We start from the raw sequence: 14909 nt of genomic DNA on the forward strand, positions 1-14909 counted from the left end.
CACGGTCGCCGGGCCCGCCACCACGCCTGCGCCGCGCGGTTCCTACGCGGCCCCCGGGCCGACGTCGGCCGCGCCGAGCGGGCCCCGGGTGGCCGGGGCCGACGTGTACTCGTCCGCTCCGACGTCGGCGGTGCCCGTGCGGGCGTGGCCGTCCATGTCGTCGGTGACGAACGGGTGGCCGCCGGTGCCGGCGTCGACCGCCGGGCTGTCGGCGCCGATCCGGTGGACGAGCCCGTCGAGGGCGAGCAGCGGGTCGATCGCCATGATGGCGGAGGAGGGCTCGCTGACGCCGATGGTCGCCGATCCGGTCGGCCACGCGATGTTCCCGGCGTAGGTCAGGTTCACCGGGGACATGAGCTCGCTGAACAACTCGCCCCGGCTGCCGGTGACGACGTTGTCGGCGATGGTCGAGTCGACCGGAGCGAGGTCGTAGTTGGCGCCGATCTCGATGTTCGAGACGTTGTTCACGAAGGTGTTGTTCACGACGGTCGCCCGGTAGACGCGCCAGTGGTCGCTGAGCGCGCCGGAGGTGTCGACGTCGCCGCCGTCGAGTTGGAGCGCGGCGTCGTAGCCGGTGCCGGTCAGGCCCTCGAAGTAGTTGTTGTAGATCGTGTGGTCCTGGCCGTAGACGCGGATCCCGCCGGTCCCCGCCTTCCCCTCGCCGAGGAAGAAGTTGCCGTAGAACGCGCCGCCGTTGCCGTGCCGTTGCGTCACCGTGCCCTGGGAGGCGCGGAAGGTGTTGTAGCGGACGGTGTTGTCGTTGCTCTTCACGGAGACGATCTCCGGGTCACCGTCGCACTCCTCGAAGAGGTTGTACTCGACGACGGTGTGTCCGCTCGACTCGGAGATCTCGCTCCAGCCGACCCGGATGGCCTCCATCTCGTTCTCCGCGCGGGGGCCGATGGCGCGGAAGTGGTTGTGGTCGATGCGGTCGTACTGGGACTGCTGGGTCTCCGATCCGTCGACGGTGATGAAGTTCCCCAGCTCGTGCTTCTCCTCGAACAGATTGTGATCGATCCGGTTGTGGTGGCTGTTCGCTCCGCCGATGAGCACCCACTTCAGCGAGGACTCCTCGGTGAGCCGGAAGTGGTTCCGGGTCAGGCGCACGTTGTTCGAACTCGTGATCTTCAACGTGTCGCTGTTCGTCCACGTCAGGCCCTCGAAGGTCACATACGAGGAATTCTCGACCTCCAGTTGTCCATCGTCGATCTCCGCCTGGCCGCGGTTGGCCGCTACCACGGTGATGGGCTGGTCGGCGGTGCCGTTCCTGCCGCTCATCTCACCGATCGTGTACGCGCCGTCGGCGAGCACGATCCGGTCCCCGGCCCGCGCGGCGTCGAACGCGCTCTGCAACTGGTCCGAATCCTCGACCTCGACGGTGCGGCCGGGCCCCGGGCCGGGGTCGTCCCCGGAGTCCCCGGTCCAGACCTCGACCTCGGTCAGGCTGTTCCAGTCGCCCTCACCGTCCCCCTCGTAGCCGTGGCCGAGGTAGCGGATCCTGGACGTCTCGACCGGATCGAACGCGAACGTCTCCAGCGCCGCCGAACTCCCGCTGGTGCGCCCCTCGTAGACGGTCTCCCACGCGGCACCGTCCCAGACCTGAAGCTCGAACACGTTCTGGCGGCTGGTGCCCTGGTGCGCGGCGAGCTTGACATGGCTGACGGTCTCGGCGGTGCCGAGGTCCAGTTGCAGCCAGGCGCCGTCACCCTCACCCGACCACCGGGTACCCAGGTCGCCGTCCACCGCGTTCGCCGGCACGTTCGCGTCACTGGTGCTGGCCGTGACAGCGCCGGCGCCGGGGGTCACCTCCTCGCCGGCCGGCTGCGCGGTCGCCGGGCCGGCCAGCGCCGCCGTCACCACCGTCAGGCCGGCCACCGCCAACGGCAGCCGACCACGTCCCCCCGGCGCCAGCCAGGTTAAGCGGGTACCTCTCACAGGGTTGTCCTCCTCGCTCGGGCTCTCCACCTCGGCACCGGCCCCAGAACACCACCGGCCCCACGAGGCATCCGTCAGCCGCGACCGTAAGGCCCACCCCGCGAGAGGGGTCCCGGGCTCGTGAGCCCCGGACTCTCAGGAGGGTGCGCCGGCCCCATAGGCGCCGTAGGCGGGCGGTCCCGTCCACGCGTACACCTGGGCGGCGACCCCGCTCGGCGTCGTCTCGTTGCTCATCAGCCGCAGCCCGGCCGGGACGCCGTCCGCCGGGAACAGCCGCCGGCCACCGCCCACGACCACCGGCGCGACCATCAGCCGCAACTCGTCGACCAGCCCGGCGGCCAGCAGCGAGGCGCCGAGACGGGCACTGCCGTGGATCTGCACCTCGCGCCCCGGCCGCCGCTTCAACTCGGCGACGCGGGCGGGCACATCGCCGGAGAGGATCGTGGTCGGCTCCCAGTCGGCCGTGGCCAGGCTGTTCGAGGCCACGTACTTCGGCAGGCCGTTGAGCTTGGTGGCGACCGGGTCGTCCGGGTCGTTCATCGTCGGCCAGTCACGCGCGAAGTTCTCGTAGGTGCGGCGCCCGAACAGGAAGGCGTCCACCTCGCCGAGCCAGCCCGTCACGATCCGCACGAACGCGTCGTCCAGGTGCGGAACGAGCCACCCGCCCCGTGTGAACCCGCCGGTGGTGTCCTCCTCCGGGGATCCGGGCCCCTGCGCCACCCCGTCCAGCGACACGAACTCCTGCAGAACCAGCCTCATGGCACCCTGCCCTTCCTCGTCCTCGGGACGCCCGCCGCCCCGTCCCGGTGAAGACCGCGCGCACCACGAGAACTCATCGCTCCGCTCCCGCACGGGGGCGGCGATTCCGCCCTATTCTTCGTCCAGGAGGGCCTCACGACGGCGGACGGGCGCGAAGCGCCACCGGCACCGCCACGATGACGAGCGAGACGTTCACAGGGTTCCGCGCGGGCGGTGGGCGACATGGGTACGGATGTCCGGGACGGTGCTCCGGCGTCTCACGTGAGGGGCGGCCGACGACCGAAGGAGTTGGCGACACCATGGACACGCAGGCGGACCCAGGAGACGGCCGGCTCGATCCGGGCCTGAGCGCGATCACGAGCGAGCGGCGCCAGCTGATCAATCTCGCGTACCGGCTGCTCGGCTCCCTGGCCGATGCCGAGGACGCCGTGCAGGAGACCTACGCCCGCTGGTACGCCATGTCGCGACGGCAGCAGGAGGCCATCGAATCCCCCGGCGGCTGGCTGACGAGGGTCGCCGGGCGGATCTGCCTCGACCTGCTCGGCTCGGCGCGGGCCCGGCGGGAGCGCTATGTGGGCGAGTGGATCCCGGAGCCGCTGCCGGACCGTGCGGAGTGGGGCGACGGGCGGTCGGGCGGCAACACCGTGGATCCGGCCGACCGGGTCACCCTCGACGAGTCGATCACCATGGCGTTCCTCGTCGTGCTCGAATCGATGACCCCGGCCGAGCGCGTCGCGTTCATCCTGCACGACGTCTTCCGCTACCCCTTCGCCGAGGTGGCCGACATCCTCGGCCGCAGCCCGGCGGCATGCCGCCAACTGGCCTCCTCCGCCCGCCGTCGCATCAACGCGTCGCGCAGGCCCGCGGGCCCGCCGGTCCAACGGGCCGATGTCGTCAAGGACTTCAAGCAGGCGTGGGCGGCCAAGGACATCGACGCCCTCATCGGCCTCCTCGACCCCGACGCCACCTCGGTCGCCGACGGCGGCGGCCTCGTCACCGCCGGACTCCGCCCCGTCGAGGGCGCCGAGCAGGTCGCGCGCGTCTTCGCCGACATCGCCCGCAGGGTGCCAGAGCTGACGATCCTGGAGCGCACGGTCAACGGTCAGCCGGGCCTGGTGGCCCAGCGGGACGGCGTCACCGCGACGGTGCTCGCCTTCGACATCGCGGGGGACCGGATCACGCACATCTGGGCGGTGAGGAACCCCGAGAAGCTCCGGCCCTGGACGGCCTGACCCACGCCTCCGCGCGGGTCCGCCGCCTGCGGGCCGGCCCCGGCCGGGCCGGGGCCGGGCCGGGGCCGCCGCGTGGCGTGCCGCTCAGGCGGTCCGCAACTCCGCGTCGCAGGCGTCGAGTTCGCGCTCGAAGCGGGCGCGGGCGGCGGCCTTCTCACCAGGCGGCAGCCAGGCCGCGTCGATGCCCGCGAGGGACATCTCGCGCAGCCGGGCGACGGACAGGCCGATGGCGTCGGCCGCGATCCGGTACTCCCGGGTCAGGCTGGTGGGGAACATGCCCGGGTCGTCCGAGGCCAGGATCACGTTGAGCCCCGCCTCGGCCATCGCGGCGATGGAGGCGCGCCGCCAGGGCCGCCACGACCGGCGGGAGGTCGTGGAGATCACCGTGAACGGCACCCGTTCCGCGCGGCAGCGCTCGACCAGGGCATCGTCCTCCAGCACGTAGTAGCCGTGGTCGACGCGGTCGCAGCCGAGCAGGTCCAGGCAGGTGGCGGTGTTGACCGCGACCGGCGCGTGCTCCGAGGAGTGCGCCGTCCGGTGCAGCCCCGCCGCGCCCGCCAGCCGGTAGGCGTCGGCGAACCGCTCGGGTGGACCGGCCAGTTCGAGGTTGGCGAGGCCGATCCCGGCGAGGTAGTCGTTCGGCCGGTCCACCACCGTGCGCACGAACGCCAGCGCCTCCGCCGCGCTCCGGCTGCGGTCGATGGAGGCGATCAGCCGCCCGGTCATGCCGAAGTCGCGCTCCGCCAGCCGGATCCCGTCCACGCAGGCGTCCACCAGGCCGTGGAAGCCGAGCGACGCGAGATGGGGCGGCACGTCGTCGATGTGCAGTTCGAGGTGGCGCGTGGCGCCGCGGTGGGCGGCGGCGAACGCCTCGTAGGTGATGCGGGTGATGTCGTCCGCGTCGCGCAGCGCCGCGCTGACCCACTCGCTGGCCTGGAAGAGCGAGTAGGGCCGCTCGGGCTCGTCGGGGCCCGGACCCTGCGGCACCGGGACGCGGGTGTCGCGGTAGAGGGCGGGGTCCGGCGGCAGGGAGTTGATGTCGCGCCAGATGATCTCGGGCGGGGCGGGCAGGTCGAGCCCCGCCCGGCCGGCGAGGTCGGCGAACGTCGCCGCCGAGACGGTGCCGATGAGGTGGCAGTGCAGATCCGCCTTCGGGATCCGGGCCAGGTACCGGGCGACACGGGCGTCGGGGGTGTCGGGGGCTTCGGGGCCCTCTGAAGTGCCGCGCATCGCCTACTGCCCCGAGACTTCCCGGGCGAACCGCTCCACCCACTCGGTGCGGTGCTCCACCATCTCGTCCGGGTCCAGCGTCTGGTAGCCCATCGCCACCGGGTCGTCGGCGTTCTCCCCCATCAGCTCGGTGAACGTCTCGTCCGGGGCCACGTCGGGCCGCACGGGGAGGTCGGTGGCGGTGGTGGCCTGCTGGGCCTCCTGGGAGAGCATGTAGTCGACGAAGGCGTACGCGCCCTCGGTGTTCGAGGCGCCCTCGGGGATCATCAGCCGGTTGGTCGCGATGTAGCGGCCCTCGGCCGGCGGGGTCCAGCCGACGGGCTGGCCCGATGCGACCAGCGGCGGAACGAAGCCGATGATCGTCGGCACGGCGGCGATCTCGCCCTGGGTGATCAGGTTGGTGACCTCGGTGGTCGAGGTGTAGAACTGGAGCACGCCCGGCGCCCACTCCCCCATGGTGGAGAAGGCCGAGTCCACGTCGTAGGGCCCGTCGCCCTCCGCCTCGCCGATGCCCGAGACGGTCAGCTGCCCGGAGGTCGCCGAGATGTCGGGCAGCGCCAGCCGCCCGGCGAGGCCGGAGTCGCCGAACACCGACCAGTCGGCGGCCTGTTCGGCGCTCAGCTCGTCCGTGCGGTAGAGCACGCCGTTGAGCTGGTAGGTGTAGGCCGGGCCCGCGTAGGCGTCGTCCACGGCGAAGTCGCTGATCTCGTCGAGGTTGGGCACGTCCCCGGAGTCGAACTCCTGGAAGAGTCCCTGGTCCTGGCCGAGCGCGGCGAAGGTGTCGGAGATCAGCATCACGTCGACGCCCGGGTCCCCCGCCGCCAGTTGGAGCTGGGTGAGGCGGTCGGCGTTGCTGCCGTTCTCGATCTCGACGTTGGCGCCGGTGGCCTCCTCGAACGGCTCCACGACGTTGGCCTCGAAGTCCTCCACGCCGAACGGGAAGGTGCTGACCACGATCGTGGAGCCGGCCAGCCCCTCCGAGCCGTCGCCTGAGGAGCCCGAACCGGAGTCGGATCCGCAGGCGTTGAGAGTGAGGACGACCGTCATCGTCCCGGCGGCGAGCACGCCGCCGCGCAGCTTGGGTCCTGCCATGTCCGTGAGCCTCGCTTTTCTGGGGGTACAGGTCTGCCGATGGGGGGTGGGTGGCCGGGGCCGGCTAGGCGTCGAGCGGCACGAGGTGCTCCGGGGCGGCGGAGACCGTGACCCGGCCGCCGGGCAGCAGCGCCGGCAGGTCCTCGGACGCGACCGTGTCGCGGCGGACCGAGGCGATCAGCGGGACCGTCGCACCGGTGGCGTCCACCGCGTCCAGGAGCACCCGCAGCTCCACGCCCCGGTAGGCGAGGGAGGTCACGGTCGCGGGCACGGCCGCGCCGTCCGCCGCGCCGGTGGCGTCCGCGCCGTTCCCGCCGTTCCCGCCGTCCCCGCCCCGCACCCGGAGCAGTTCCGGGCGCACGGTGACCAGGCCGCGGGCGGGCACGTGGAGGAAGTTCTCGTAGCCGAGGAACTCGGCGACGAAGCGGTTGGCCGGGGCGGGGAAGAGGTCGTCGGGCGGGCCCTCCTGCATCACGCGGCCGGCGTTCATCACCACCATCCGGTCGGACATCTCCAGCGCCTCCTCCTGGTCGTGGGTGACCAGCACGACGGTGAGTCCGGTCTCGGCCTGGATGCGGCGGATCTCGCCACGCATCTGCACGCGGAGCCGGGCGTCGAGGTTGGACAGCGGCTCGTCGAGCAGGAGCAGGCGGGGGCGGATCACGATGGCGCGGGCGAGCGCGACGCGCTGCTGCTGGCCGCCGGAGAGCTTCGTGGGGCGCCGGTCCCCGAGGTGGCCGAGCCCCACCAGGTCCAGCGCCTCGCCGACCCGCCGGGCCCGTTCGGCGCGGGAGACCTTGCGCAGCTTCAGCCCGTAGCCCACGTTGTCGGCGACGCTCAGATGCGGGAAGAGCGCGTAGGACTGGAAGACCATGCCCAGGCCGCGCTTCTCCGGCGGCGTCCTGGTGACGTCCTTGCCGCCGATCTCGATGGTCCCGGCGGTCGGGGAGAGGTAGCCGGCCAGCATCCGCAGCGAGGTGGTCTTGCCGCAGCCGCTCGGCCCGAGCAGGGTGGTCAGCTCGCCCTCCCGGATGGCGAGGCTGAGCGCGTCGACCGCGGTGAACTCCCCGAAGCGGCGGCTGACCGCGACGAACTCGGCGGCGGTGGTCATCGGTTGATTCCTCCGAAGATGCGGGCGAAGCCGAGGATCCGCTCGGCGGCGAAGGCGATCGCGACGGTGCCGGCCAGCAGGAGCGTGGACATGGCGGCGACGATCGGCGTGTAGTTCTGCTGGACGTAATCGAGCATGGTGACCGGCAGGGTGCGGAAGTCCCGGGACTGGAGCAGCAGCGAGATCGGCACGTTGTTGAAGGAGGTGACGAAACTCAGCAGGGCCGCCGACAGGATGCCGGGGCGCAGCACGGGCAGCGTCACCGTCCTGAAGGTGCGCCATGGCGAAGCGCCCAGGCCCCGGGCCGCCTCCTCCAGCGCGGGGTCGGCCAGCGCGAGCGACGCGCCGGTGACGCGGACCGCGTAGGGCAGCAGGATCGCGGTGTGCCCGATCAGCAGGGTGCGGAAGTTGTCCAGCTCCAGGTGGAGCATGAACTGCTGGAACAGGGCGAGCCCGACGACGAGTTCGGGCAGGATCAGCGGGGAGAGGAAGAGCCCCTCGACGACCGGCTTGCCGGGCAGTCGGCCGCGCATGACGGCGAGCACCGCCGGGATGCCGACGGCCAGCGCCAGCACGGTGGAGATCAGCGCGAGCTGGAGGCTGGAGACCAGGGCCTGCATGAACGGCTCGTAGTCGACGGCCGCCTCGAACCAGCGGAACGAGAAGCCCTCCGGCGGGAAGGTCAGCGTCTCCCCGCTGGTGAACGCGGTGGCCACGACGAACAGGATGGGCACGATCATCACCAGGTAGCCCAGCAGGGCCAGGGTGCCGGCGATGGGGCTGGAACGCTTCATCGGGTGACCGCCTTCGCCCGGGTGAGCACGGTGGACGCGGCGTAGACCAGGAGCACCAGCACCGTCATGATGACCGCGGTCGCGGAGGCCGCGGCCCAGTCCAGGCTGACCCCGGAGTAGCGGAAGAGCTGGGTCGCCAGCATCGTCTGCCGGGAGCCGCCCAGCAGGTAGGGCGTGGTGTAGGCGGTGGCGGAACCGGCGAAGACCAGGGTGGCCGCCATCGCGATGCCGGGCATCGACAGCGGGATGGCCACGGTCCACAGCGTGCGGATCCGCCCGGCCCCGAGCCCGCGCGCCGCCTCGTCCAGGTCGGCGTCCACCTGGGCCACGGCCGAGTAGCAGGTGATGATCGCCAGCGGCAGGAAGAGCTGGGTCAGGCCGAGCACCACGGCCAGCTCGGTGTAGAGCAGTTGCGGCGCGGGGTCGGCCAGGCCGAGGCCCTCGATCGCCTGGCCGATGACCCCGTTGCGGCCGAGGACGACCAGCCAGCCGTAGGTGCGGACGACGTTGCTCAGCAGCAGCGGGAAGATCGCCAGCGCGAGCAGCAGCCCGGCCCACCGCGAGCGGGAACGGGCGAGCAGGTAGGCGGTGGGGAAGCCGAGCACCAGGCAGATGCCGGTGACGGTGAGCCCGATGCGCAGGGTGCGCAGGATGATGTCCAGGTCGTAGGGGTCGCTGAGCATCCGGCCGAGCCGGTCGAAGACCTCGCCCGTGGAGACCCTCGGCGGCACCAGCAGCATGGTCAGGGCGGGCGCCACCACTCCTCCCAGGAGCAGCGCGAGCCCGGGGAGCAGCAGCGCCAGCGCTATTCGGCGCGAACGGATCATGTGGTGTCTCGGCTGATTCTCTCGGGGCGGGGCCTGGTTCTCGGAGTGCTGCAACCGGTTGTGCAACCGGTTGTGGTGACAGTAGTGTCCGACCCCGGGACGCCACCAGACATCGCCGTTAACGGTTTGTAAAAGGTGCACGGGTCGGCGTGACCCTGTGTAATGCTTGCGCTGGTCGCCGTGACCGGTGGCGGAGTGAAGGGGGTCGTGTGCCGACGCTGGACGATGTCGCCCGTCTCGCGGGGGTCTCCAAGTCCACGGCCTCGCGGGCGCTCGGGCGCCCCGCGCTGGTGGCGCCCGAGACGGCCCTGCGGGTCCGCCGGATCGCCGAGCAGCTCGGCTTCGTCCCCAACCGCGCGGCCTCCGCACTCGCCCGCGGGCGCACGGGAGTTGTCGCCGTCGTCGTCCCGACGCTGGAGAACGCCTTCTTCCCCCCGATCGTCGGCGGCGCCCAGCAGCGCGCCGCCGAGTCGGGGCTCCAGCTCACCGTGGTGGTCAACGGCCTGGAGTTCGACGAGGACGTGGCGGCCCTGGCCCAGCTGTCGGCCCAGGTGGACGGCTTCCTGCTGACCGCCCCGCGCGGCTCGGACACCCAGGTGTCGGCCTCCTGCGGGCTCAAGCCGACCGTGCTGATCGACCGCGAACTCCACGGCGTCTCCTCGGTGGTGGCCGACACCGCCACCGCCTTCGCGGCCGTGGCCGACCACTTCATCGGCCACGGCCACCGGCACATCGCCCTGGTCGGCGGCACCGACCGCTCCTGGCAGAACGGCCGGCGCATCGCGGCGGTACGCGCCGTCACCGAGTCGCGGTCCGCCGTGCTGTCCACCTTCGGCCCGCTGCCCCCGACGTTCGCCGCCGGCACGCTCATAGCCCCCGCCGTCGCGGAGTCCGGCGCCACGGCGGTCGTCCCCTACGCCACCGCGCTCGGCCTCGGCATCGTCTTCACCCTCGGCGCCCGCGGCATCCGGATACCCGACGACCTGGCGGTGACGATCGAACGGCCGGTGGCCGAGGCCCTCGGCTTCGCCGCCATCCCCTCCATCGACGTCGACGGCGCCCAACTGGGCCGCACCGCCATGGACGTCCTCGGCACCCTCATGACCACCGACCGCGCCACCCCGCCCCCTCCCCCGGCCCGCCTGCGCCTCCCCGTGCCCGTCGTCCTCCCCGACTGACGGGGCCGCCACCGCGGTCGCGGTGGCGGCCCCGGGCCGGGTGCGGATCCGTTACGGCGTCTCGGCGACGCGGAATTCCAGGACGTCGGTGAACTGGCGGCCGTGGGCGTCGGTGGCGGTCACCTGGGCGCGGTGCCGGCCCGCGTCGAGGTCGGTGGGCAGCTCGAACCGCCACAGGTGCGTGGTCCGGTCGGCGACGCTGCCGCCGTGGACCAGCTGCTGTGCGACGGCGTGCGGGTCGGACCACTCCGGGCCGATCAGCTGGTCCTCGCCGCGCATCGGCTGGGTGCGGGTGGCCCGCTGGGCCGGGCCGCCGTCGATCCTGACCTCGACCGTCGAACCGGTCGAGCCCATCCAGAAGTTGGTGGTGAGCCAGGTCTGCCCGGCCAGGTCGTCGCGGGTCACCACGAGCGGGCTGGCCAGCTCGGGCGCCTCGCCCTCGGGGGTGGCGTTCCACTCCTGGCGCGCGGTGTACCAGTCGCGGTACGTGGGGCTGTTGATGCCGAGCTGCGTCTGCACGCGGTCGCTCTCGCCGGTCACCGTGTACCGCTCCTGGAACGAGTCGCCCTCGATGTCGAGGGTGAGCAGGCCGGGCCGGCCGCCGTCGCGCCCGAGCGCGGTGGGGTAGCCGTCCTCGGTGACCTCGCCGGAGTACCAGTCACCGGAGATCGCGCCCGCGGTGATGTGCGGGAACGGCAGCCCCTCGACGCCGAAGAGGTCGTTCCAGCCCTGGACGAGGTCGCCGGTGCGCATGTTCTCGATCGAGTGGGTATGCCCGGAGACGGCGACGGCCCTGCGGCCCTCCAGCAGGTCGTAGACCTCGCGGACCTGGTCGACCTGGTGGATGGGGCTGCCCTCGTCGGCGAAGGTCAGCAGCGGGATGTGGCCGGCGACCACGACGAGCCTGTCGTCGTCGACCGCGGCCAGGTCCCGCTCCAGCCAGGCGAGCTGGTCCTCGTCGAGGCGGCCGTTGTACCGCGGGGCGTTCTCCGGGTCGTCGCACTCGGGACGCCGGCCGTCGGCGTTGTCGACGTCCGGGGTGCAGGGGTAGCGCACGGTGTTGAGCGCCACGACGTGCACGTCGCCGATGTCGTAGGAGTAGTAGTCCGGCGCGAGCTGGGCGCGGAAGGTGTCGAACGAGTGCTCGGCGGTGGCGGCGTCGAAGTCGAGGTCGTGGTTGCCGGGCAGGAAGCGGGCCGGGCCGTTCGTCAGGCTCGTGAGCTCCTTGACGTCCGGGTAGAGCGACAGGTCGTCGCCGACGACGTCGCCGATGAAGAGGGTGCCGCAGCCCTGGTAGTCGCGGCGGGCGGCGAGGTCGTTGATCGCGCCGCGGCGGGCGTACTCGACCTCGGTCCGGTTGTAGGGCTGGAGGTCGCCCGCGATCACGCAGTGCTGCTCCTGATCCCGGGTCAGCCGGCTGCGGACGAGGGGGAAGTTCACCGCGTCCGGCAGGGCCCCGGTGGGCGCGATGCCGCCGTAGCGCAGCTCGGGCGAGCCCTCGGGCAGGTGGTTGTAGTGGAACTGGGCGACGTTGGACTCGTCCACCGGCACCTGGTAGCCGGACGGCTGGGTGAGGAAGACCGTCATGTTGTCGTAGGCGGGCAGCCGGTAGCGGCCGTGCCGGTCGGTCGTCACCACGTCACGCCCGTTCGACACGACGACGCCGGCGAGGCCGCGCTCGCCGCGGTCGCTCGCGCTGTCGCGGTCCTGGTCGACGAAGACGGTGCCGGTCAGGACGGCGGGGTCGGCCGGTCCCTCCGGCGTGCGGACCACCTCGACCTGGCCGCGGTAGGCGGTCTCCTCCCAGGACGCGGGCGCGGCGCCCGGCGTGGCGGTGGACGTGGAGGGGATCGTGGCGAGCCCGGCCGCCACCGCCAGGGTCGTGAGGGCCGTCAGGGCAACGCGGAGGCTGCTGTGTTTTCGCGAAGGGAAACTCAACATGCGGGGTTCTCCGGTGAGTCGTCGGACGCGGATGCCGGCGCCGTCGGCCGGCCGTGGAATTGATCTTTCGCCACGAGGCTGAACGGGGGCCGCTGCGCGAGAGAACAGCAGCCGTCCCCGGGTCGGCCCGAGCGCGAACGCTTCCCCATCCGTAACGGGACCGTCACCCCCGACGTCACGCGGTCGCCCTCACCACCACCCCGACCGTCACGCACCGGTCGGCGCCTGGCCGGGTGAACGGGCCCATCCTGGGCAGGTGTCCCGGCATGAAACTGATCCTGCTCGGCGCGGCCGTGCTCATCGGCGTCTACCTCGTCGCACGGTCGCGCAGGAGCCGCTGACCCGGGAGACCCGGGTGGCGGCGATGATCCGGTCGGCGGCCTCGGCGGTGCTCGGCCGGAGTCGGGCTCAGCCGGAGCGGATCTCGTCGCGGAGGCGGCGGGCGACCTGGCCCATGAGGGCGTCGGCGGCGGGCTGGTTGCCGGCGGCCACCCGCGACTCGGTCAGGACGGCCACGGCGTAGGTCTGGCCGTCGGCGTGCTCGACCACGCCGACCTCGTGGCGCAGGTTGAGCAGCGTGCCCGTCTTGGACGACCAGGTGGAGGCGTCGGAGGTGAAGTCCGGGGCGAGGCGGTGGCGCAGCAGGTTGTCGGCCATGAGGGTGCGCAGGCGCGCGGCGACGTCGGGGTGGACCGCCGAGGACGGCGACCAGACGGCCTGGAGGAGGTCGGCGAACGCGCGTGCCGTGCCGGTGTTGGCGCGCGAGACGTCGAGCTGCGGCACGCGGTGGCCGCGCCCCGCGGTGCCCGCGTCGATCGCGAGGGCGTGGGCGAGGTGCGCGTCCGCCGCGTCGAAGCGTTCCACCGGGGTGTCGGTCAGCTCCCGCATCGTGTGGCGGACCGCGATGCCGCGCAGCCCGAGCCGGTCGAGGATCGCCGCGACCTCGGCGGGCGGGGTCAGCCGGAACAGCGCGTCGGCGGCGGCGCCGTCGCTGATGGAGGTGGAGAGGTAGAGCAGGTCGTCCACGGCGACGCGGGCGGGGTGGCGGAACCGGCTCAGGCCGGTCGGTCCCGGCGTGGTGATCCGTCCGGGCTCAACGTCGATCACGGCGGCCCCGTCGAGTTCGCCCCGCCGGATGCGCTCCAGCGTGGCCAGGGCGAGCGGGATCTTGGCCAGGGACGAGATGGGGAACTCGATGTCGGGGTCGATGCCGAGCTCCTCCCCCGTCTCCAGGTCGCGCACGAGGAACGAGCCGTGGAGCCCGCCGTCGCGCAGCGTCCGGCGCAGCTCCCGGATCAGCCTGCCCGTGCCGGTGCCGGTGCCGGTGCCGGTGCCGGTGCCGGTGCCGGTGCCCGTGTTGTTCATGGGGCCGCCTCCGAGTACTCCTTCGCGCCGAGGCACCGGGCGATGCCGGGCGCACACGCCTGACGGACGCGGGTGACCTCGGCGTCCGCCTCGTCGGCCGCCATCAGGGAGAAGCCCCGGGCGAGGCCGGGGTCGAGATCGCCGAGGGGCCGCCAGTGGAGGCGGAGTTCCCTGGCCTGTTCCGGCGCGCACAGCAGCGCGTCGCCCCGGCTCAGCACATCCGCCGTGGCGGCGGCCACGGTGGGCGCGACGGCGAGCTGCGCCGGGCGCAGGCCCACCGCGTCGCGCAGGCGGGTCAGGCTGTCGCGGATGTGGGGCACGTCGTCCTCCGTCTGGAGCCAGACGCGGCGGGGCCGCCGTTCGGCGTCGGCCCGGCCGGGGCGCAGGGTGTCCAGGTAGATGGGCCCTCCCCCGCCGGGGTCGTGCGCGACGGCCAGGCCCAGCGGCACGGTCCAGGTGGCCTCGGTGGGGGGCAGCGCCAGCAGGGCCGCGCGCACCTGCCGGGACCGGACGAGGTCGGCTCGTTCCGCGGGTGCGGCGGGGCGCGGGTCGAGGAGTACGCCGTGGCCGTGCGCGTCGGCGATGAGGCGGGCGAGGGCGCCGGTGGAGCAGGTGTCGGGAACGGCGAACCGCAGCGGCCGGTGCCGGGCGGCCTCGGCCTCGTGCTCCAGGCGGTCGGCCAGGCGAACGAGCCGCGTCGCCAGGGGCAGCATGTCCCGGCCGAACGGGGTGAGGGTGGCCACGCGCGAGGAGCGTTCGAGCAGCCGCTCGCCCAGGTGCCGCTCCAGCGCGGCGACGCGGCGGCTCGCGACGGACTGGGCCATCCGGGCCGCCGCCGCGCCGACCGTGAAACTGCCGCGCTCGCTCACGTGGACGAACGCGCGGCACGCTCCGACGAGATCCATGGGTCGGCATTATGCCAAAGCGGCATGGAACCGCGCGTTGAGGGCTTGGACGCGGGGGGCGCGGGCGCCGGAGGGTGACCTCTACCAGGAGGTTTCCGAGAAGAACCCGGAGGTTCGGCATGACGGATCATGCTGGTCTGAGAAGAGGTACCCGCGTGGGCGGCATCCTCGCGCTCGTTCTCGCCGTGCTCGCGGTGGGGGCCGTGGTGCTGGTGCTGCGCCGGGACGGCGGGGACGGGCGGGCCGACGAGGCGGCGGCCGGGGCGCGACGCTTCCTCGACGCCTGGGCGGCCGGCGACCTGGAGCGGGCGGCCGGGCTCACCGACGGCCCCGAGGCGGCGCGGTCGCTGCTGGAGTCCGTGCGGGAGAACATGCGGCCGGAGCGTATGGCGTTCACGGTCTCCGGCGTGCCCGAGGAGGCCGCGGGCGGGGAAGAAGAGGGCGCGCTGACCGTGCCGTTCACCGCCTCCTTCACCCTGGACGGGGTCGGGGAGTGGTCGTACCGGTCGGCGGTGCCGATGGTGCCGAACGATGAGGGCG

The 14909-nt window shown here is 72.9% G+C and carries 13 protein-coding genes; 3 read left to right on the top strand and 10 right to left on the bottom strand.

Features of this window, described 5'->3' with window-relative positions; genetic code table 11:
• Positions 1-42: 42 nt before the first annotated feature.
• Both ADY01_RS08985 and ADY01_RS08990 read right to left on the bottom strand, forming a co-directional pair.
• Entirely contained in the window at positions 43-1875 is a 1833-nt protein-coding gene (locus tag ADY01_RS08985) for a chondroitinase-B domain-containing protein (protein WP_234320141.1), read from the bottom strand.
• Between the two features lie 195 nt (positions 1876-2070).
• Positions 2071-2694: a dihydrofolate reductase family protein gene (locus ADY01_RS08990; protein ID WP_049568629.1), complete on the bottom strand. Its 624-nt coding sequence runs from the start codon at positions 2692-2694 to the stop codon at positions 2071-2073.
• 299 nt (positions 2695-2993) lie between these two features.
• On the opposite strand from ADY01_RS08990, the gene sigJ reads away from it, so the two are divergent.
• On the top strand, positions 2994-3926 hold the full coding sequence (gene sigJ / locus ADY01_RS08995; protein WP_049568631.1) for an RNA polymerase sigma factor SigJ: 933 nt from the start codon (positions 2994-2996) through the stop codon (positions 3924-3926).
• 84 nt (positions 3927-4010) lie between these two features.
• On the opposite strand, the gene ADY01_RS09000 is transcribed toward sigJ, so the two are convergent.
• From ADY01_RS09000 to ADY01_RS09020, 5 genes are all read right to left on the bottom strand, one after another.
• On the bottom strand, positions 4011-5156 hold the full coding sequence (locus ADY01_RS09000) for an adenosine deaminase family protein (RefSeq protein WP_049568633.1): 1146 nt from the start codon (positions 5154-5156) through the stop codon (positions 4011-4013).
• Between the two features lie 3 nt (positions 5157-5159).
• Positions 5160-6248 (bottom strand): extracellular solute-binding protein, encoded by a 1089-nt coding sequence (locus ADY01_RS09005; RefSeq protein ID WP_234320143.1) that lies wholly within the window; start codon positions 6246-6248, stop codon positions 5160-5162.
• A 64-nt stretch (positions 6249-6312) separates the two neighbouring features.
• Positions 6313-7359 carry an ABC transporter ATP-binding protein gene (locus ADY01_RS09010; protein ID WP_049568636.1) on the bottom strand — a complete coding sequence of 349 codons (1047 nt, stop codon included), beginning with the start codon at positions 7357-7359 and terminating at the stop codon, positions 6313-6315.
• On the bottom strand, positions 7356-8153 hold the full coding sequence (locus ADY01_RS09015) for an ABC transporter permease (protein WP_049568639.1): 798 nt from the start codon (positions 8151-8153) through the stop codon (positions 7356-7358). The genes ADY01_RS09010 and ADY01_RS09015 overlap by 4 nt, the downstream gene beginning before the upstream one ends.
• Positions 8150-8980: an ABC transporter permease gene (locus tag ADY01_RS09020; RefSeq protein WP_049568642.1), complete on the bottom strand. Its 831-nt coding sequence runs from the start codon at positions 8978-8980 to the stop codon at positions 8150-8152. Before ADY01_RS09020 ends, ADY01_RS09015 begins: the two co-directional genes overlap by 4 nt.
• Positions 8981-9189: 209 nt before the next feature.
• On the opposite strand from ADY01_RS09020, the gene ADY01_RS09025 reads away from it, so the two are divergent.
• Positions 9190-10158, top strand: coding sequence for a LacI family DNA-binding transcriptional regulator (locus ADY01_RS09025; protein WP_049568644.1), 969 nt, complete (start codon positions 9190-9192; stop codon positions 10156-10158).
• Positions 10159-10209: 51 nt separating this feature from the next.
• Here the strand turns inward: ADY01_RS09025 and ADY01_RS09030 are convergent, their stop codons facing one another.
• The 3 genes from ADY01_RS09030 to ADY01_RS09040 form a co-directional block, all read right to left on the bottom strand.
• Positions 10210-12099: a calcineurin-like phosphoesterase C-terminal domain-containing protein gene (locus ADY01_RS09030; protein ID WP_078900122.1), complete on the bottom strand. Its 1890-nt coding sequence runs from the start codon at positions 12097-12099 to the stop codon at positions 10210-10212.
• 408 nt (positions 12100-12507) lie between these two features.
• Positions 12508-13464 carry a serine hydrolase gene (locus tag ADY01_RS09035; RefSeq protein ID WP_049568646.1) on the bottom strand — a complete coding sequence of 319 codons (957 nt, stop codon included), beginning with the start codon at positions 13462-13464 and terminating at the stop codon, positions 12508-12510.
• The gene (locus tag ADY01_RS09040) at positions 13461-14369 is read right to left on the bottom strand and encodes a LysR family transcriptional regulator (RefSeq protein WP_049568649.1); all 909 of its coding nucleotides are present in this window, start codon (positions 14367-14369) and stop codon (positions 13461-13463) included. The genes ADY01_RS09035 and ADY01_RS09040 overlap by 4 nt, the downstream gene beginning before the upstream one ends.
• 155 nt (positions 14370-14524) lie before the next feature.
• On the opposite strand from ADY01_RS09040, the gene ADY01_RS09045 reads away from it, so the two are divergent.
• The coding region (locus ADY01_RS09045; RefSeq protein ID WP_049568651.1) for an NTF2-like N-terminal transpeptidase domain-containing protein at positions 14525-14909 on the top strand (385 nt) is incomplete at its 3' end.

This window comes from Streptomyces sp. SBT349, assembly GCF_001083795.1.
Lineage (GTDB): Bacteria > Actinomycetota > Actinomycetes > Streptomycetales > Streptomycetaceae > Streptomyces.